Source organism: Mycolicibacterium rutilum, assembly GCF_900108565.1.
In the GTDB taxonomy this organism is placed as follows: domain Bacteria; phylum Actinomycetota; class Actinomycetes; order Mycobacteriales; family Mycobacteriaceae; genus Mycobacterium; species Mycobacterium rutilum.
In genome coordinates, this window is sequence record NZ_LT629971.1 from 3545368 (window position 1) to 3565086 (window position 19719).

Here is a 19719-nt window from a genome sequence, read left to right on the forward strand (position 1 = left end):
CCTTACCCCGACCCTGGAGGGCGCATGACCGCAGTGCAGGCCGCGCCGGACGTCGAAGCGGCGGCGGAGCGATCGCCGGACGCCGCCAAGCGCGCCGCGACCTACGACAAGCTCGCGCTGCAGCAGCTGCTGGCGCCGACCAGGGCCCGTTCGGGGCGCGCCCAGCGGTATCAGCTGCTGGCGTCGGCCGCCACGATCGTGCCGTTCATCGGCATCGTGGAGATCGGCCGCGAACTGCTCGCCGACGGCGCACCGGACACCACCCGGATCTGGATCGTCGTCGCAGTGGTGATCGCCGCGCTGTTGGTGCGCACGCTCGCCGGCGGCGCCGCGCTGGCGATCACCCACGCCGCCGACGTCGATCTGCAGCGGTCGCTGCGGCTGCGCATCGTCGACAAGCTGGGTCGGCTGCCGCTGGGCTGGTTCGGGGCTCGCTCGTCCGGCGAGGTGCGCAAGGCCGTGCAGCACGACGTCGGCGAACTGCACTTCCTGGTCGCGCATTCGGCGGTGGAGAACACCGGCGCGCTGGCCACACCGCTGTTCGGCCTCATCTACTGCTTCTCCCTCGACTGGCGGCTCGGGCTGCTCGCGATGGCGACCGTGCCGTTCTACATCGGCGTGTACGTGGCGCTGGGCCGTGACACCCGCACGCAGATGGACCGCCTCGACCGGGGTGTGGAACGGATCAGCGCGACGATCGTCGAGTTCATCGCCGGGGTCTCGGTGGTCAAGACGTTCGGCGAAACCGGCAAGGCGCACAAGCGGTTCGCCGACGCGGCCGACGAGTTCAACGACGGCTTCGCCGAATGGATCGGGCCGCTGGTGCGCGTCAAGGCGATCTCGTCGATCTTCATCGACACGCCGGTCCTGCTGCTGGCCAACCTGGCCGGCGGCTACTGGTTCGTCCGCAGCGGCTGGGTGAGCCCGATCGAGGTGCTGGGCGCGACGCTGGTCGCGGTCACGATCCCGGCGGCGGTGCTGACTGTCGGCTACTCCGCGCACATCAAGCGGCAGGCGGCCGCGGCGGCGGGCCGGCTGCAGCGGCTGCTCGACACCCCGACGCTGCCGGTGGCACGCGATCCGCAACTGCCGCAGGGCAATTCGATCGAGTTCGACGGCGTGCGGTTTAGTTACGACGGTGCGCACACCGTGCTGCACGACGTGTCGCTCACCCTGCCCGCCGGCACCATCACCGCGCTGGTCGGCCCGTCGGGCAGCGGCAAGTCCACGCTCGCGACCCTGGTGCCGCGCTTTCACGACGTCGACGCCGGCGCGGTGCGCATCGGCGGGGTCGACGTCCGCGACATCGCACCCGCCGAGCTGTACCGGCACGTCGGGTTCGTCCTGCAGGACGTGCAGTTGCTCGGCATCAGCGTCGCCGACAACATCCGACTGGGCCGGGCCGACGCCACCGACGACGAGGTCGTCGCCGCCGCGAAGGCCGCCCACATCCACGACCGGATCCTGGCGTTGCCGAAGGGCTACGACTCGGTCGTCGACGAGGACGCGCACTTCTCCGGCGGCGAGGCCCAGCGCGTCAGCATCGCGCGCGCCCTGCTCGCCGACACCCCGATCCTGGTGCTCGACGAGGCCACCGCGTTCGCCGACCCGGATTCGGAGGCGCAGATCCAGCAGGCGCTGTCGCGGCTCATCGCCGGGCGCACCGTGTTGGTGATCGCCCACCGCCTGGGCTCGATCGTGTCCGCCGACAACGTCGTCGTGCTCGACGGCGGCCGCATCGTCGAACAGGGCCGCCACGACGACCTGGTCGCCGCCGGCGGGCAGTACGCGCGGATGTGGCAGACCTACACGGCGGGCAACGCACGGGAATGGGAGGTGGCCCGATGATCCGCGGGTTCCTGCAGATCCTCGGCCCCGAGCGGGGCAAGATGTTCGCCTTCCTGGCCGTGGTGAGCGTCTACGGCGTGCTGAACGGGCTGGTGATGCTGCTGCTCGTCCCGGTCACGGTGTCGCTGTTCGACGGTGACTACGCCGCCACCGGCCGGTGGCTGGCGCTGATGACCGCCGCCGTGCTCGTCGGCGCGGTGGCCAACTACGCGCAGGCCAAGCTGGCGATCCGGATGGCGCTGACCACGATGCGGCTGCTGCACCACCGGATGGGCGACCACATGGTCACGCTGCCGCTGGGCTGGTTCACCCGCGAGACCGTCGGCAAGGTGTCGCAGATCGCGGTCAAGGGCACCGTGTTCGTGGGCACCAGCGGCGGCAATCTGGTCACGCCGCTGGTGGTGAACACGGTCAGCGCCCTCACCGTCGCGGTCGGGCTGTTCTTCTTCGACTGGCGCATCGGGCTGGTCGCGATCATCGGCGGTGCGCTGCTCGTGGTGTGCGGCCGGTTCACGTCGGGCCTGGTCGCGGCGGCCGAGGTGCGAACCCACGACGCCGCGACCGAAGTGAACAACCGGGTCATCGAGTTCGCCCGCTACCAACCGGTGCTGCGCGCGTTCGGCCGCACCGGCGCGGACTACGAGCCGCTCGGGGAGGCGCTGGAGACCCAGCACCGGGCAGGCGGCTCGGCGCTGTGGCAGTCGGTGGCCGGCCTGATGCTCAACGGCGTTGCGGTACAAGCCGTTTTCTCGGTGCTGATCGCGGCGGGCGCATGGATCGCGGTGAGCGGTGAGGTCAACCCGGTCACGCTGGTGGCGATCCTCGGGCTGGCCGCCCGGTTCGCGTCGCCGCTGTCGCAGCTGGCCGAACTCGGCTCGGCGATGCGGCTCGCGACCGCCGAACTGCAGCGCATCACCTCGATCCTGCAGACGCCGGCGCTGCCGGAGCCCGCCGCACCCGCGCACGCCGGGCAGCCGGGCCGCGTCGAACTCGACGGTGTCGCGTTCGGTTACGGCGATCGAAACGTGCTGTCGGACATCAGTTTTGTCGCCGAACCCGGCACCATGACCGCGCTGGTCGGCCCGTCCGGGTCCGGCAAGTCGACGATCACCAAACTGATCGCCCGGTTCTACGACGTCGACGCGGGCGTGGTCCGCGTCGGCGGAGTCGACGTGCGCGACCAGCACACCGCCGATCTGATGGCCCAGCTGTCGCTGGTCTTCCAGGACGTCTATCTGTTCGACGACACGCTGTGGGAGAACATCCGCATCGGGCGCGCAAGCGCCACCGACGACGAGATCGTCGAAGCGGCCCGCACCGCCGGATTGCTGTCGGTGGTCGAACGCCTGCCCGACGGCTGGCACACCCGCGTCGGCGAGGGCGGCTCGGCGCTCTCCGGCGGCGAACGGCAGCGCGTGTCGATCGCCCGCGCCCTGCTCAAGAACGCCCCGATCGTGCTGTTCGACGAGGCCACCAGCGCGCTCGACCCCGAGAACGAGCACCACGTCGCCGAGTCGATCCGCACGCTGGCGCAGGGCAGCGCGGTGATCGTGATCGCGCACAAGCTGTCGACTGTCACGGCCGCCGACAACATCGTGGTGCTCTCGGCCGCGGGCACCGTCGAGGACCAGGGCCGGCACAGCGAGCTGATGGAGCGCGGCGGTCAGTACGCGCAGTTCTGGACCCAGCGGGTGGCCGCCGGCGGGTGGGTGATGGCCGCCGCCGACTAGGCGATTTCGGTGCATTACCCGTCGCCTGGCGATCGGGAGTGCACCGAAATCACCCGGAGGCGGCACGCGTCCCCGTAGGCGTATCCCGGGCGGGAAGGATAGGGTAACCTCACTTCCGACTTAGGGCAGCCTGCGCTAATCGCACGGAGGGATCTCATGGGTGTTTGTGCTGCAGACCTGTGGATCTCCGGCCTCGAATCGACTGTGACCTCTCGATGATCAAAGAACAGAGCCAACTCACCTTCGCGCCCTGGATCAAGCGCACGCCGGGGCAATCCGCGACCGGAGCGACCGTCGTCTTCCCGCATGCGGGCGGCGCGGCGGCGGCCTACCGGGGTTTCGCTGCGGCCCTCGCCCGCGGCGGCGCCGACGCGTACGTCGTGCAGTACCCGCAGCGCGCCGACCGGCTGAGCCATCCGGCGCCCGACACGGTCGAACAACTCGCCGCCGACCTGTTCGCGGCGGGGGACTGGGCGCAGCTCGGCCCGCTGACGCTGTTCGGCCACTGCATGGGCGCGGTCATCGCGTTCGAGTTCGGCCGGGTCGCCGAACGGCACGGGGTCGAGGTGGGCCAACTGTGGGTCTCCGCGAGCCAGGCGCCCTCGACGATCGCGGACTCACCGCGACTGCCGACCGCCGACGCAGAGGTCGTCGCCAACATGGTCGACCTCGGCGGGACCGACCCGCGACTGCTCGCCGACGAGGACTTCATCGAGCTGCTCGTGCGCGCCGTGCGGGCCGACTACCTGGCGTTCAACCGCTACGCCTGCGGCGCCGACGCGCGTCTGGCCGCCGACATCCACACCATCGGCGGCCGCAGCGATCACCGGATCAGCGAAGACACGTTGCGGCGCTGGGAAATTCACACCGCCGGCGCGTTCACGCTGAGCCTGTTCGATGGTGGCCACTTCTACATCAACCACCACATCGACGCGGTCGCGGAGTTGGTCAATGCCCGATAGCGGAGTCGACGATCCGGTCGTCATCGTCGGGATGGCGATCGAGGCGCCGGGCGGCATCGAGACCCCCGACGAGCTGTGGGACCTGCTGGCCGCCGAGCGCGAAGGGCTGTGCCCGTTCCCGCGGGACCGGGGCTGGGCGGTGCGCGAGGTGCTCGACGGCTCACAGCGCGACGGCTTCAAACGCATCCACGATCTCGGCGGGTTCCTTTCCAGCGCAGCAGCTTTCGACCCGGAGTTCTTCGGCATCTCACCGCGTGAAGCGGTCGCGATGGATCCGCAGCAGCGGGTCGCGCTGCGCGTGGCCTGGCGGGCGCTGGAGAACAGCGGGATCAACCCCGATGACCTCGCCGGTCACGACGCCGGCTGCTACGTCGGTGCCTCGACGATGGGGTACGGACCCGATCTCGCCGAATTCACCGACCTGACCGGACATTTGATGTCGGGAACCGCGCTCGGGGTGATCTCGGGGCGCATCGCCTACACCCTCGGACTCGCCGGTCCCGCGCTGACCGTCGACACCTCGTGCTCGTCGACCCTGACCGCTATCCACCTGGCGTCGCAGGCCTTGCGGTCCGGCGACTGCGACCTCGCGCTCGCCGGCGGGGTGTGTGTGATGGGATCGCCGGGATTCTTCGTCGAATTCGCCAAGCAACACGCGCTGTCCGACGACGGTCGCTGCCGGCCCTACAGCGCGCACGCCAGCGGAACCGTCTGGGCCGAGGGCGCAGCGATGTTCGTGCTCCAGCAACGGTCGGCGGCGCTGCGCGACGGCCGTCAGGTGCTCGCCGAGTTCAAGACCACCTGCCTGAACCAGGACGGCCGCTCCGTAGGCCTCACCGCGCCGAGCGGGCCGGCCCAGGCGCGGCTGTTCGCGCGGGCGCTGCACCGCAGCGGGGTCCGCGCCGAGGACATCGGGATGATCGAGGGTCACGGCACCGCGACCCGGCTCGGTGACCGCACCGAATTGCTCTCGCTGGCACAGACATACGGCGCCACCGCGCCCGGCGCCGGACCTCGGCTCGGCTCGGTGAAGTCCAACCTCGGCCACACCCAGGCCGCCGCCGGCGGGCTCGGACTGGCCAAAGTGCTGCTCGCCGCCGAGCACGGCGCGATCCCGGCCAGCCTGCACAGCGACGACGCGAGCCGGGAAATCGACTGGGACAGCCAGGGTTTGCGGCTCGCCACCGAGATGACGGCATGGCCCGCCGTCGACGGTGAACGCCTGGCCGCGGTGACGGCCTTCGGGATGAGCGGAACCAACGCCCACGTCATCGTGTCGATACCGGCCACCGAGGCCGAGGCGGCATGACGCCGGGCACCGGTCTTCCCGACGGGCGCGTGCCCGTGCTGCTCAGCGCGCACGCCGCCGAACTGCTGGCGCAAGACGCCGCGGCGATACTGCGCTACCTCGACCGCAAACCCGACGTCGGCGCGGTCGCCGCCACACTGCTGCGCACGCGTCGACCACGCAGACACCGCGCGGTGATCCGCGCCGCCGACACCGCAGAACTGGCCGACGCGCTGCGGGCGCTGGCCTCCGGTCAGGGGCACCCGTTGATCGCGCGGTCCTCGGCATCGGCCGCGCCGCGCACCGCGTTCGTCTTTCCGGGCCAGGGCAACCAGTGGCCGGCGATGGGCGCTGACGCCTACCGCACGTCGGCGGTCTACCGGGCCGAGGTCGACCGGTGCGCCGAGGCGTTCGTCGCCGCCGGCCAGCCGTCGCCGTTGCCATACCTGCTGGCGGCGGAGGGCGACTGGTCACAGGTCGAGATCCAGGCGGCGCAGTTCAGCCACGCGGCCGGACTGGCGAACCTGTGGCGGTCGTGCGGACTCGTGCCGGACGCCACCGTCGGACACAGCCTCGGCGAGGTGGCCGCGGCCTACGTCGCGGGCGGCATCACGCTGGCCGACGCGGCCGCGGTGGTCGTCGCGCGGGCGACCGCGGTGGACCGCCTCAGCGGCGGATACGGCATGGCGTCGCTGGGCATCTCACTTCCCGAGACCGAACAACTGATCGCCACGATCCCGGGCTGGCTGGAGATGTCGGCCGTCAACGCCGGCACGTCGGTGGTGGTGTCGGGGGAGCGCGCGGCCATCGACACGTTGGTGGCCGCCGCGACGGACCGCGGCCAGTTCGCCCGCCGGCTCGATGTGGACTATCCCGGCCACACCAGCGCGTTGGAGTCGCTGCGCGAGGACCTGGCCGCAATGCTGCCCGACGCCCGATTCGCCGACGCTCCGATCCGCTTCATCGGATCGACGACCGGCGACATGGTGCCCGCCGGCACCGCGTTCGGTGACTACTGGTACGAGAACCTGCGCCGCACCGTCCGTTTCGACCGCGCGATAGCGACCGCACGAGGTCTCGGTGTGGACGCGTTCGTCGAGATGTCGGCGCATCCGTCGCTGCTGTTCGCCCTCGGCGACCTGCTCGGCGACGACGAGTCGACCGTCGTCGGCTCCGGGCACCGCGACGTTCCGTCGCTCGAGGCACTGTCGCAGAACATCGCCGCCGTCGCCGTGGCCGACCCCGGCTACCGATGGGCCGACCTGGTCGACGTCGCCGCTCACCCGCATCTGCGCGGCTTCCCGAACGCGCCGATGCGCGACGTCCGGCTGTGGGCGGAGCCGCGCCGCCTCGCTCCGATCCAGCCGCTGACCGTCGCCCACGAAACCTGGTCGGCCACAACCGCGTCCGCGGACAGGACGGAACGGCGCGTCGCGGTCGTCGACGTCGCCGGACCGAGCGGACCGCTGTCCGACCGGCTGCGCGCCGCGCTGACTCGCCGCGACCACATCAAGTTGGTCGACGCCGCCGACGCCGACCTCGTCGTCGCGGTCGCACCCACGATCGACGAGCCCGACGTCGAACGTGCCACCGCCGCGCTGGCCGGCCTCCTCGACGACGGCCTGCTCGATTACGTCGACACCGCCGGGACGGCGTGCCGCGCCGTCTGCCTCGTCACCGCGGGCGGAGAGCGGGTCCGCGCTGGTGAGCCGTCGGCGCTGCCCGCCCAGAGCGCTCTGGCGGCGATGCACCGCAGCATCGGCTTCGAACACCCGGAGCTGGCGTTCCGCCACCTGGATCTGCCGTCGTGGGAACCGGACGACGCCAGCGCCGACGCCGCCGTCGACGCGCTGCTGGCATCGGAACCCGAAATCGCGGTGCGCCTCAACGGTTCACAGGCCGAACTATTAAACCGAGAGGTGACCGAATCGGTCGAACCGGCGCCGCCGTTCCCCGCCGTCGACGATGTGGTGATCACCGGCGGCAACGGCGCGGTCGGCCTGCACTTCGCCCGCTATCTGGCCGCTCACGGCGCGCGACGCATCGTGCTGCTCAGCCGCGGTGGCGTCGACGACGCCACACTGGCCGGACTCGCCGCACCCGGCGTCGAGGTCGTCGCCGCCCGCTGCGACGTGAGCTCGGCCGCCGACGTGGCCGAGGCCGCCCGCCGATTCGGCAAGAACGGCGCGTCGCTGCTCATCCACGCCGCGGGTGCGGCGACCTTCGCCGACCGGCCCGCGCTCACCGGCGCCGCACTCACCGACACCGCGGCCGCCAAGATCGCCGGGCTCGCACGGATGACCGAACAGTGGCCGCTGCGGCCGGACGCACGAATCCTGGTGTGCTCGTCGGTGTCCGGGGTGTGGGGCGGCCGCTCCCACGCCGCGTACTCGGCGGCCAACCGGCTGCTCGACGCGATGGCCGCCCAGCTGCGGGCCGGCGGCACACACTGCGTCGCCGCCCGCTACGGGCTGTGGCGGGGCAGCGGCATCGCCGGCGCGGGCGAGGTGACCAGGATCGAGCGGTCCGGGCTGCTCGCGATGGATCCGGAGCGGGCGGTGGAAGCCAGCCTGTGCGAGTATCGCGACGATCCGCTGCTGTACAGCGCCGACCGGGACCGGCTGCAGCTGTTCCGCGACAGCGCGGCCACCACCGAGAACCACGAGCCCGCAACGATTTCCGGGGACACCGCGGCCCAGGTCCGCGCGGAGATCGCCGCGGTGCTGGGCCAGGATGCGGCGTCGGTCGACATGGCGACATCGCTGCTCGACCTGGGCGTCGACTCCCTGCTGGCGCTGGATCTGCGCAAGCGGCTGCAGCGGGTGACCGGCCACAAGGTGGCGCTGGGCACCCTGCTCGGCGGCATCACCGGCGACGAGCTCATCGCCGACCTCGACACGAAACGATCAGAGAAGGTGGACACACGTGACTGACACGGTCGATATCGGCGAACAGGTCGAGGACCGCCGGCTGGAACTGCTGCGCCGCAAGCTCGCCGAGCGCGGCCTGCGCACCGAAGCGGGCGCCGACACCCCGCAGACCGCGCCCAGCGGCCTGTCCGACGGGCAGCGCCGGATGTGGTTCGTGCAGACCGCCGACCCCACCGGCGCGATCCTCAACATCTGCCTGTCCTACCTGATCACCGGCCACCTCGACGTGGCCCGCCTGCACGACGCCGTCGACGCCGTCGCCGCCCGCCATCCCGTGCTGCGCACCACCTATCACGCCGACGACGCCGGTGAACCGCAACTCGAGGTGCACGACGAACTCGCGCCCGGCTGGGCGGTGCACGATCTGACCGAGCTGTCCGAGCACGCCCGGAGGCTGCGGCTGGAGGTGTTGGCCCAGCGGGAGTTCGGCGCGTCGTTCGACCTGAGCACGGATTCGCCGCTGCGGATCACCATGGTGCGCACCGCACGCGACGAGCACGTCATGCTGCTCGTCGCCCACCACATCGCGTGGGACGACGGCTGCTGGGCGGTGTTCTTCGCCGACCTCACCCGCGCCTACGTCGGTGAGCCGCTGGCGCCCGCACCCGCGGCGCCGGCGCTGCCGCCCGGTTCCGTCGACGAGGATCTCGACTACTGGCGCGCGGTGCTCGCCGCGCCGCCGGAGCCACTGGAGCTGCCGGGCCCGAACGGGTCTGCGGTGCCGACGAACTGGCGTTCGCAGCGGATGTCGCTGCGGTTGCCGGACACGACCGCCGAGCGGGTGTCGGCGCTGGCCAAGGAGCTCGGCGCGACGCCGTACATGGTGCTGCTCGCGGCGTTCGGAGTGCTGATGCGGCGTTACACACACGCCGAGGACCTCCTGGTGGCGGCCCCGGTGCTGAACCGCTCCGCCGAATTCGACGACGTGGTCGGCTATTACGGCAACACCGTCGCGCTGCGGCTGCAACCCCGAGCGCGGCAGTCGTTCCGGCAGGTCGCCGAGCAGGCCCGCGACGTCGCGGTCGGCGCGTTCGCCCACCAGCGGGTCAACCTCGACCGCGTGGTGCGCGAACTGAACCCGGACCGGCGCCACGGCGTCGAGCGGATGACGCGGGTGACGTTCGGTGCGCGCGGCGCCGACAGCGCGGGATTCCGCCCGCCCGGCATCACCTGTGAGCGGGCCGAGTTGCGCGGCCAGTTCACCCAGCTGCCCCTCGGGTTCATGGTCGAGTTCGACGGCAGCGTAATCGAGATCGAGGCCGAATACCTCGTCGAGATCCTCGACGCGGCGCTGGTGCGCCAGCTCCTCGACCACTACGTGGTGCTGCTCGACGACGCCCTGCGACGCCCGGACCGCGCGATCGTCGACCTCGACGTGATGGGGCCCGCCGACGCGGACTGGCTGCGCGCGGTGTCCGCCGGCGAGGAGTTCGAGACCGCGCCGTCGACCATGACCGCGCTGGTCGAGGCGCAGGTGGCCCGGACCCCCGACGCGGTCGCCGTGGTCTACGAGGGCCGCCGGTACAGCTACCGCGAGCTCAACGAGTCCGCGAACCGGGTCGCGCACTGGCTGATCGAGCAGGGCATCGGCAGCGAAGACCGGGTGGCGGTGCTGCTGGACCGGTCACCGGAGCTGGTGATCACCGCGCTCGGCGTCATCAAGGCGGGCGCGGTGTATCTGCCGGTCGACCCCACCTACCCCGAGGACCGGCTGACGTTCATCCTGTCCGACTCCGACCCCAAACTCGTTGTCCGCGAGCCGATCACGAACATCGACCACTTCAGCGACAGCAATCCCACGGACGCCGAACGGGTCCGGCCGCTGTTCCCCGACAGCACCGCCTACCTGATCTACACCTCGGGTTCCACCGGGCTGCCCAAGGGTGTGCCGGTGCCGCACCGACCGGTCGCCGAGTATTTCGTCTGGTTCAAGGGCGACTACGGGATCGACGCCGACGAGCGGCTGCTGCAGGTCGCCTCGCCGAGCTTCGACGTCTCGATCGCCGAGATCTTCGGCATGCTGGCCTGCGGCGGGCGGCTGGTGATCCCGCGCCCGGACGGCCTGCGCGACGTCGGCTACCTCACCGATCTGCTGCACGACGAGGGCATCACCTCGATGCACTTCGTGCCGTCGCTGCTCGGGTTGTTCCTGTCGCTGCCGGGGGTCAACCAGTGGCGCACGCTGCAGCGCGTGCCGATCGGCGGTGAAGCGCTGCCGGGCGAACTGGCCGACAAGTTCCACGCCACCTTCGACGCGCTGCTGCACAACTTCTACGGGCCCACCGAGACGGTGATCAACGCCAGCCGCTACAAGGTCGAAGGCAAGCAGGGCACCCGCATCGTGCCGATCGGCAAACCCAAGATCAACACGCAGATCCACCTGCTCGACGACGCGTTGCGGCCGGTGCCGGTCGGCGTGATCGGCGAGATCTACATCGGCGGAACCCATGTCGCGCACGGCTACCACCGCAGGCCGGGGCTGACGGCCGAGCGGTTTGTCGCCGACCCGTTCACGCCGGGTGGGCGGCTGTACCGGTCCGGGGACCTGGCCCGGCGCAACGCCGACGGTGACATCGAGTTCGTCGGCCGCGCCGACGAGCAGGTGAAGATCCGCGGGTTCCGCATCGAACTCGGCGAGGTCGCCGCGGCGATCTCGGTCGACCCCAGCGTCGGCCAGGCGGTCGTGGTGGTCAGCGACCTGCCCGGCGTCGGCAAGAGCCTCGTCGGCTACGTGACCCCCGCCGACGACGCGGAAACCGTTGACGTGGAACGAATCCGCAGCCGTGTCGCCGCGGCGCTGCCCGAATACATGACGCCCGCGGCGTACGTGGCGGTCGACGAGATTCCCATCACCGCACACGGCAAGATCGACCGCGCGGCGCTGCCCGAACCCGACATCGCCTCCGGCGTCGACTACCGCGAACCGGTCGGGGACACCGAGCGACGGCTGGCCGACCTGTTCGCCGACCTGCTCGAACGCGACCGCATCGGCGCCGACGACTCGTTCTTCGACCTCGGCGGGCACTCGCTGCTGGCGACCAAACTCGTCGCCGGGATCCGCGCCGCGTTCGACGTCGACCTCGGAGTGCGGGAAGTCTTCGAACTCGGCACCGTCGCGGCGCTGGCCGACCGGATCGAATCCGCGGCGGCCGGGCGTTCCACCCGGCCCAAGCTGGTGCCGGTCCCGCACGACGGACCGCTGCTGATGTCGGCGTCCCAGCTGCGGATGTGGTTCCAGTACCGCGTCGACGGCCCGAGCCCGGTCAACAACGTGCCGTTCGCGGCGCGGATCACCGGGCCGTGCGACACCGACGCGTTCGTGCAGGCCGTGCGCGACGTGGTCGCCCGCCACGACGTCCTGCGCACCACGTACCGCGAAATCGACGGTGCGCCATACCAGATCGTCAACGACGACGCGGAGGTCGCGGTGCGTCGCGCCCGCGGCGCGGACGACGAGTGGCTGCAGGGCGAACTCGACAAGGAACGCAGGCACGTCTTCGACCTGGAACGGGATCCACCGGTGCGCGCCGCGGTGCTGGCCACCCCGGACGCGCATGTGGTGTCGCTGGTCGTGCACCACATCGCGGCCGATCACTGGTCGGCGATGGTGCTGTTCACCGACCTGCTGACCGCGTACCGGGCCCGGCGGGCCGGCGACGCACCGGCGTTCGCGCCGCTGAGCGTTCAGTACGCCGACTACGCCGCGTGGCAGGCGGCGCTGCTGGCCGAGACCGAGGGCCCGATCGCCGAGCAGCGTGAGTACTGGCGCGAGCAGCTGGCCGGACTGCGCGAGGACCCGGGGCTCACCCCCGACTTCGCCCGGCCCGCGGTGCTGAGCGGCGAGGGCGACGCCGTCGAGTTCGGCATCGACGCCACCACCCGCGAGAAGCTGGCCGAGCTGAGCCGCGAACTCGGGGTCACCGAGTTCATGCTGCTGCAGGCCGCGGTCGCGATCGCCCTGCACAAAGCCGGTGAGCTGCCGGACATCCCGTTGGGCACGCCGGTCGCCGGCCGCACCGAGGCCGAACTCGACCAGCTGGTCGGGTTCTTCATCAACATCGTGGTCCTGCGCAACGACCTGACCGACAACCCGTCACTGCGGGAAGTGCTGCGCCGCGCCCGCGACACCGCACTGGCCGCCTATGCCCATCAGGACCTGCCGTTCGATCAGGTCGTCGACGTGGTGTGGCCGACGCGGTCCCTGTCGCGCAACCCGCTGTTCGGTGTCGTCGTGCACGTGCGCGACGCACTGCCCGCCGGGCAGCTCATCGAGTCCTGCCCCGACGGCGACACCGTGTTCAGCGCGCTCGAGCCGCCGTTCGACGTCGCGCACGCCGACCTGTCGGTGAACTTCTTCGGCACCCACGACGGCTACCGCGGGCACGTCATCTACCGCACCGATCTGTACCGGCGCACCACCGCCGAGCGGTTCGTCGGCTGGCTGGGTCGCGTGCTGGCGGCGTTCGCCGACGACCCCGGCCAGCGGGTGCGCGATGTGCAGATCGCCGACCGTGACGAACGCCGCCGGGTGGAGCAGTTCAGCGCGGCGGCACGGGCCAGCGTGCTCGACGGCTGGCGCGACCCGGTCGCGATCGGCGTGGTGGGCGACGTCTACGACCACGTCACCGACGAGAGCGGAATCCACCTGCGCGCCACCGGCAAACGCGCCCGCTGGACCGCCGACGGGGAGCTGGACTTCGTCGAGGCACCCGAGCAGCGCCGCCCGTCGGCGCCGTCGGGTCCCGCCGAACCGGCGCGCACCGAGACCGAACGGGCGCTGGCCGCGCTGCTCGCCGACATCGTGCACGTGCCGCAGGTCAACCGCACCGACGACTTCTTCGAACTCGGCGGCGACTCGATCCTGGCCGTGCAGCTGGCGGCGCGGGCCCGCGACGCCGGCCTCGCCGTCACCGCGCGAATGGTGTTCGAACACCCGACCCTTCACGACCTGGCCACGGTGGTCGACGAGTCAGGCGCCGGTGCCGGGGCTGCCGATACCCGACACGAGCCGATGGCCGCGTCCGGGCTCTCACCGGAGGAGTTGGCGGCGGTGACGTCGATGTGGTCGGCCTCGCAAGACGGTGCCCCATGACCTCGACCCAGCCGAAAACCCCAGCGGCTGACATCGAGGACGTGATGGCGCTCAGCCCGCTGCAGCAGGGGCTGTTCTCGCTGGCCGCCCTCAGCACGTCCGAGGACGGCGGCGAGGACCCGTACGTCATCGCGATGGCGGCCGACATCACCGGTTCGCTCGACGCCGACCTGCTGCGGGACTGCGCGGCGGCGATGCTGGCCCGCCACCCGAACCTGCGCGCCAGTTTCCTGCGCGCCGGCACGAAACCGGTCCAGGTCGTGCCCAGCCGCGTCGAGGTCCCGTGGCGCCACATCACCGCAACCGCCGACGAGGTGGATGCGCTCGAGGCCGATGAGCGGCGCCGACCGTTCAACTTAGAACGTGGGCCGGCGATCCGGTTCGTGCTGATCGAAATCCCCGGCAGCCACTGGCGGTTCGTCGTGGTGGCCCACCACATCATCGTCGACGGCTGGTCGCTGCCGCTGTTCGTCGGCGAACTGATCGCGCTGTACCGCTCGGGCGGCGACGCCGGCGTGCTGCCCCCGCCGCCGCGCCCGTACCGCGACTACATCGGCTGGCTGGCCAACCGCGACCAGGACACCAGCCGGGGGTTGTGGCGCGAGCACCTGGCCGACCTCGGCGGCCCGACGCTGCTGGCTCCGGCGCTCACGTCGGGCGAGGCGCCGACCGGACCGCCGAGCCGCACCGAGCTCAACCTCGACCGCGCCGCCTCGAGCCGGCTGGCCGCGGCGGCCCGGTCACGCGGCGTCACCGTCAACACCCTGGTCCAAATGGCCTGGGCGGCAATCCTGTCGGCGTTCACCGACCGCCGCGACGTGGCGTTCGGCGTCACGGTTTCCGGGCGTCCCGGAGAACTCGCCGGCGTCGAGTCGATGGTCGGGCTGTTCATCAACACCGTGCCGCTGCGGGTGCGACTGGATCCGGCGGCGCGGGTCGGCGCGCAGTGCCTGGCGCTGCAGCGTGAGGCGGCCAAGCTGCGCGACCACAGCTACCTGCCGCACAACGAACTGCGTGCGCTCGGCGGCATCGGCGAGATCTTCGACACCCTGCTGGTCTACGAGAACTTCCCACCGGGCGGACTGGTCGGCGGCGGCGACTTCGACGCCAACGGCGCGACGTTCTCACCCGCCGCGCTGGAAAGTGTGTCGCACTTCCCGGTCACCATCGCCGCGCACATGGTCGACGACGAACTCACCGTGCTGGTGGAGGTCGTCGACGGCGCACTCGGCCAGATGGCGCCCGAGTCGCTGGGCCACCGCCTGCTCACCGTCGTCGAGCGGCTGATCACGCACTGGGACAACGCCTTCCGCGATGTCAGCGTGCTGCTCGACGGCGAAGGTGTGGTGCCGGGGACGGCACCGGCGGCGCAGCCCGACCACTCGGGCGTGCACACCGCGTTCACCGACGCCGCGAGCGCACGGCTCGGTTCGCCCGCGCTGAGCTGGTCCGGCGGTGAACTCACCTACCGCGAACTCGACGAGGCCGCCGACCGGCTGGCCGCCGCGCTGTCGGCGCGCGGGGTGACGGTCGAAACCCCGGTCGCGATCCGGCTTCCGCGCGGCCCGCAGTATGTGATCGCGATGTTCGCCGTGCTCAAGGCCGGCGGGGTGATCGTGCCGCTGGACCCCGCGATGCCCGCCGACCGCATCGCCGACATCCTCGCCCAGAGCGGTGCGACCGTCGTCGTCGACGACGACCTGGTCGCCGCGGCCGACCGCGAAGCCGCCGCAGACTTCGAACCGGTGCCCGCCCGGCCGGACCAAGCCGCCTACATCGTGTTCACCTCCGGCACCACCGGCAGGCCCAAGGGTGTCGTCGGCACCCACCGGGCCGTGCTGGCCTACGCCGAGGACCACGCCCGAAATGTGCTGCGGCCGGCTGCGTCCCGGCTACGCCACCCGCTGCGGGTCGCACACGCCTGGTCGTTCACGTTCGACGCCGCGTGGCAACCGCTGGCCGCGCTGCTGGACGGGCACGCGGTGCACATCGTCGACGACGCGACCCAGCGCGACGCCGAGGCGCTCGTCGAGACCATCGGCCGCTACGCGATCGACCTCATCGACACCACCCCGTCGATGTTCGCCCAACTGCACGCCGTGGGCCTGCTCACCACCGTCCCGCTCGGCGTGCTCGCGCTCGGCGGGGAAGCAGTCGGCATCCCGGCGTGGAACATGATCCGCGACGAGTGCACGCGCACCGGCATGACCGCCTACAACTGTTACGGCCCAACCGAAACCACCGTCGAGGCGGTCGTGGCGGCCATCGCCGACCATGACCAGCCGAGCATCGGGCGGCCGACCGAACCCACCCGGGCCTACGTGCTGGACTCGTGGCTGCGGCCGGTGCCCGACGGAGTGGCCGGCGAACTGTACCTCGCCGGCGACCAACTCACCCGCGGCTACCTCGGCAGGCCGGCCGAGACCGCAAGCCGGTTCGTCGCCGACCCGTTCGCCCCCGGCGAGCGCATGTACCGCACCGGTGACGTGGTGCGACGCCAAACCGACGGCGGACTGGAATACCTCGGCCGCTCCGACGCCCAGGTCAAGATCCGCGGCTTCCGCGTCGAACCCGCCGAGATCGCGGCGGTGCTGCACGGCCACCCCGCGGTGCGACACGCGCACGTCGCCGTGCGCGAACAACGCTGGGGTCCCCAGCTGGTGGCCTACGTCGCCGCCGAGCCGGCGCCGGACGTCGCCGAGCTGCGCGCGATGGTGGCAGAGCGGTTGCCGCGCTACATGATTCCGCACACCATCGTCGTCGTCGACCACATGCCGCTGACCGGCCACGGCAAGGTCGACGAGGCCGCGTTGGCCGCACTCGGGGTCGCCGACGGTCCCTCGGCGACGCCGCAGACCCCGACGGAGACCGCGCTGGCAACGGTGCTGAGCGAACTGCTCGACGGCGCCGATATCGACGTCGCCGCCGACTTCCTCGCGCTCGGACTCGACAGCATCGTCGCGCTGTCCGTGGTGCAGGCCGCGCGCCGCCGAGGAATTCCGCTGCGGGCCAGGCTGATGCTCGAATGCGCGACCATCCGCGACCTGGCCGCCGCGATCGACTCCGAGTCGGCCCCCGTCGCCGCGCCCGCCGCCGAGAGCGGCGGCCCGATCCCGGTGCTGCCGAACGTGCACTGGCTCTACGAGCACGGCGACCCGCGCCGGCTCGCGCAGACCGAAGCGATCCGGCTGCCCGCCGGCATCACCCGCGTCCAACTCGAGCAGGTGCTGCGCGCGGTCGTCGACGGCCACGAGGTGCTGCGCTCCCGGCTCGACCGGCAGGCCATGACCCTTGTCGAACACGGGGCCGGTGAGCTGCTCGCCGAGGTGGCGGTCGATGGCGACCTGACCGACGCGGTCGCGCGGCACGCCGCCGAATCGGTGGACCGCCTCGACCCGCAGAGCGGTTCGTTGATTTCCGCGGTGTGGCTGCGGCCCCCGGACGGCGGGGGCGTGTTGGTGCTCAGCGCGCACGTCCTGGCGCTGGACCCCGCCTCGTGGCGGATCGTCCTGGCCGAACTCGACGCCGGTTGGCACGCAATCGAATCCGGTACGCCGCCGGCACCCATTCGCGAACACACCAGCTACCGCCGGTGGGCGCGCCTGCTGGGGGAGCGCGCGGCCACGCTGGACACCGCCGACTTCTGGTCCGCGCAACTGGCCGGTGACGATCCGCCGCTGGGTGCGCGCCGGTTGCGCCCGCGGACCGACCGGGTCGGCGACGTCGTGGTCTCGATGTCGGCGACCGACAGCGACCTGACGCGGCGCCTGCTCGCCGCCACCGAACCGGCGCCGCACCTGCTGGCCGAGGCCGCCGCGGTGATGATCACGCGGTGGCGCGGGCACCGGGGACAAGATGGGCGACCGGCACCGCTGCTGGCGTTGGAGACCCACGGCCGCGTCGACACCCTCATCGACGGCGCCGACACCTCCGACACCGTCGGGCTGCTCACCGCGATCTACCCGCTGCGCGTGCGTACCGCACGTGACGTCGCCGACCTGCCCGGCGACCCGATCGACTACGGGTTGCTGCGCTACATGCGGCCCGACACCGCGGAACGCCTCGGCGCACTGCCCGAACCGCAGCTGCTGCTGAACTTCCTGGGCCGCGTGCACGTCGGCATCGACGGTGGCGCGCTGCGACCGGACCGTGCACTGCTGGCCAAGGTGACGCAGTTGCCGGAGCCGAACCTGGCGGTGCGGCACGAACTGACGATCCTGGCAGCCGTATTGGGCGAGACCGACGCGCCCACGCTCGTCACGCAGTGGCGCACCCTGCCCGACATCCTGACCGCCGAGGATGTCGCCGCGCTGCAGGACATCTGGCAGGAATCGCTACGAGAGGTCTTGAGGAAAGGGACTGCATGAGCCGGACACTGGCCGTGGTGGGCGCGGGGGCGAAAGCCGTCGCGGTCGCCGCCAAGGCAGCCGAACTGCGCGACATGGGCGTCGAGGTGCCCGACGTCGTCGCGGTCGAAAAGACCGGCGTCGCCGCCAACTGGCAGGCCGACGGCGGCTGGACCGACGGTCAGCACCGGCTCGGCACCAGCCCGGAGAAGGACGTCGGCTTCCCGTACCGCTCGAACCTGGTGCCGCGGCGCAACGCCGAACTCGACGAGCGGATGACCCGGCACAGCTGGCAGCAGTACCTGATATCGACCGGGCAGTTCGCCGAATGGGTCGACCGCGGCAGGCCGGCGCCCACCCACCGCCGCTGGAGCCAGTACCTGCGCTGGGTCGCGGGTAACGTCGGGCTGAACGTCGTCGCCGGTGAGGTGCAGCGCATCTCGGTCGACACCGGCGCCGACGGCCAGCGCTGGCAGCTGCACACCGCCGACCAGACCGTGGCCGCCGACGCCCTGATGATCACCGGGCCCGGCCAGCCCGAGCGGTCGATCCTGCCGGGCAACCCGCGGGTGCTGTCGATCGCCCAGTTCTGGCACCGCGCGGCGCAGCACGAACTGATTTCCGCCGAACGCGTCGCGGTGATCGGCGGCGGCGAGACCGCCGCGTCGATGCTCAACGAGCTGTTCCGACACCGGGTTTCGACGATCACCGTGATCTCACCGCAGGTCACCCTGTTCACCCGCGGCGAAGGGTATTTCGAGAACTCGTTGTTTTCCGACCCGACCGGATGGACCGGCCTGACGATGGCCGAACGCCGCGACGCGCTGATGCGCACCGACCGTGGGGTGTTCTCCGCGCGTGTGCAGGACGCGCTGCTCGCCGACGACCGGATCCGCCACCTGCGCGGCCGGGTCGCGCACGCCGTCGCCAGGGACGGCCGAATCCGGTTGACGCTGAGCACCACTGCGGGCGGCGAGTCGCTGGAGACGGTGCACGGCTTCGATCTGGTGATCGACGGTTCGGGTGCCGACGCGCTGTGGTTCGTGCCGCTGCTGGCCCAGGACGCGCTCGACGTGCTCGAACTCGGCCTCGGCGGACCGCTGACCGGTGAGGCGCTGCAGGCGGCGATCGGTGATGACCTGGCGCTGACCGACGTGGCGCCGAAGATGTTCCTGCCGGGGCTGGCCGGGCTGACCCAGGGCCCCGGATTCCCGAACCTGTCGTGCCTCGGGTTGCTGTCCGACCGGATCCTGGGCGCCGACCTGACCATCGACCCGACCCAGCCACCGTTGAGGAGAGGCCATGAGCACCAACCCGTTCGATGACGAGAACGGCACGTTCTACGTGCTGGTGAACGACGAGGACCAGCACAGCCTGTGGCCGACGTTCGCCGATGTCCCCGCGGGCTGGCGCGTCGTGTACGGCGAGAGCACCCGCGCCGACTGCCTGGCCTACGTCGAGGAGAACTGGACCGACCTGCGGCCCCGCAGCCTGCGCGAGGCGATGTCGGAGAACTGACCTCG

Annotated in this window: 9 protein-coding genes; all 9 read left to right on the top strand. The window is 71.5% G+C overall.

All coding sequences use genetic code 11. The features are described 5' to 3' along the window. Positions 1-24 precede the first annotated feature (24 nt). The 9 genes from BLW81_RS17260 to BLW81_RS17300 all read left to right on the top strand — a co-directional run bounded on the left by BLW81_RS17260 (position 25) and on the right by BLW81_RS17300 (position 19714). Positions 25-1848, top strand: coding sequence for an ABC transporter ATP-binding protein (locus tag BLW81_RS17260; protein ID WP_083408225.1), 1824 nt, complete (start codon positions 25-27; stop codon positions 1846-1848). Beyond that, a complete protein-coding gene (locus BLW81_RS17265) occupies positions 1845-3578 on the top strand; it encodes an ABC transporter ATP-binding protein (RefSeq protein WP_083408226.1) in 1734 nt (577 codons plus the stop codon). Before BLW81_RS17260 ends, BLW81_RS17265 begins: the two co-directional genes overlap by 4 nt. A gap of 215 nt (positions 3579-3793) precedes the next feature. Beyond that, positions 3794-4540 carry a thioesterase II family protein gene (locus BLW81_RS17270; RefSeq protein WP_083408227.1) on the top strand — a complete coding sequence of 249 codons (747 nt, stop codon included), beginning with the start codon at positions 3794-3796 and terminating at the stop codon, positions 4538-4540. Then, positions 4530-5849, top strand: coding sequence for a beta-ketoacyl [acyl carrier protein] synthase domain-containing protein (locus BLW81_RS17275; RefSeq protein ID WP_083408228.1), 1320 nt, complete (start codon positions 4530-4532; stop codon positions 5847-5849). The genes BLW81_RS17270 and BLW81_RS17275 overlap by 11 nt, the downstream gene beginning before the upstream one ends. Next, positions 5846-8761: a mycobactin polyketide synthase MbtD gene (gene mbtD / locus BLW81_RS17280; protein WP_083408229.1), complete on the top strand. Its 2916-nt coding sequence runs from the start codon at positions 5846-5848 to the stop codon at positions 8759-8761. The genes BLW81_RS17275 and mbtD overlap by 4 nt, the downstream gene beginning before the upstream one ends. Then, positions 8754-13850, top strand: a complete 5097-nt coding sequence (locus BLW81_RS17285; protein ID WP_083408230.1) for a non-ribosomal peptide synthetase — start codon at positions 8754-8756, stop codon at positions 13848-13850. The genes mbtD and BLW81_RS17285 overlap by 8 nt, the downstream gene beginning before the upstream one ends. Next, complete coding sequence (locus BLW81_RS17290) at positions 13847-18217, top strand: non-ribosomal peptide synthetase (protein ID WP_083408231.1); 4371 nt, start codon at positions 13847-13849, stop codon at positions 18215-18217. The genes BLW81_RS17285 and BLW81_RS17290 overlap by 4 nt, the downstream gene beginning before the upstream one ends. Then, positions 18214-19521: an NADPH-dependent L-lysine N(6)-monooxygenase MbtG gene (gene mbtG, locus BLW81_RS17295; protein ID WP_083408232.1), complete on the top strand. Its 1308-nt coding sequence runs from the start codon at positions 18214-18216 to the stop codon at positions 19519-19521. The genes BLW81_RS17290 and mbtG overlap by 4 nt, the downstream gene beginning before the upstream one ends. Next, positions 19499-19714: an MbtH family protein gene (locus BLW81_RS17300; protein WP_083408233.1), complete on the top strand. Its 216-nt coding sequence runs from the start codon at positions 19499-19501 to the stop codon at positions 19712-19714. The genes mbtG and BLW81_RS17300 overlap by 23 nt, the downstream gene beginning before the upstream one ends. The last annotated feature ends 5 nt before the right edge of the window (positions 19715-19719 follow it).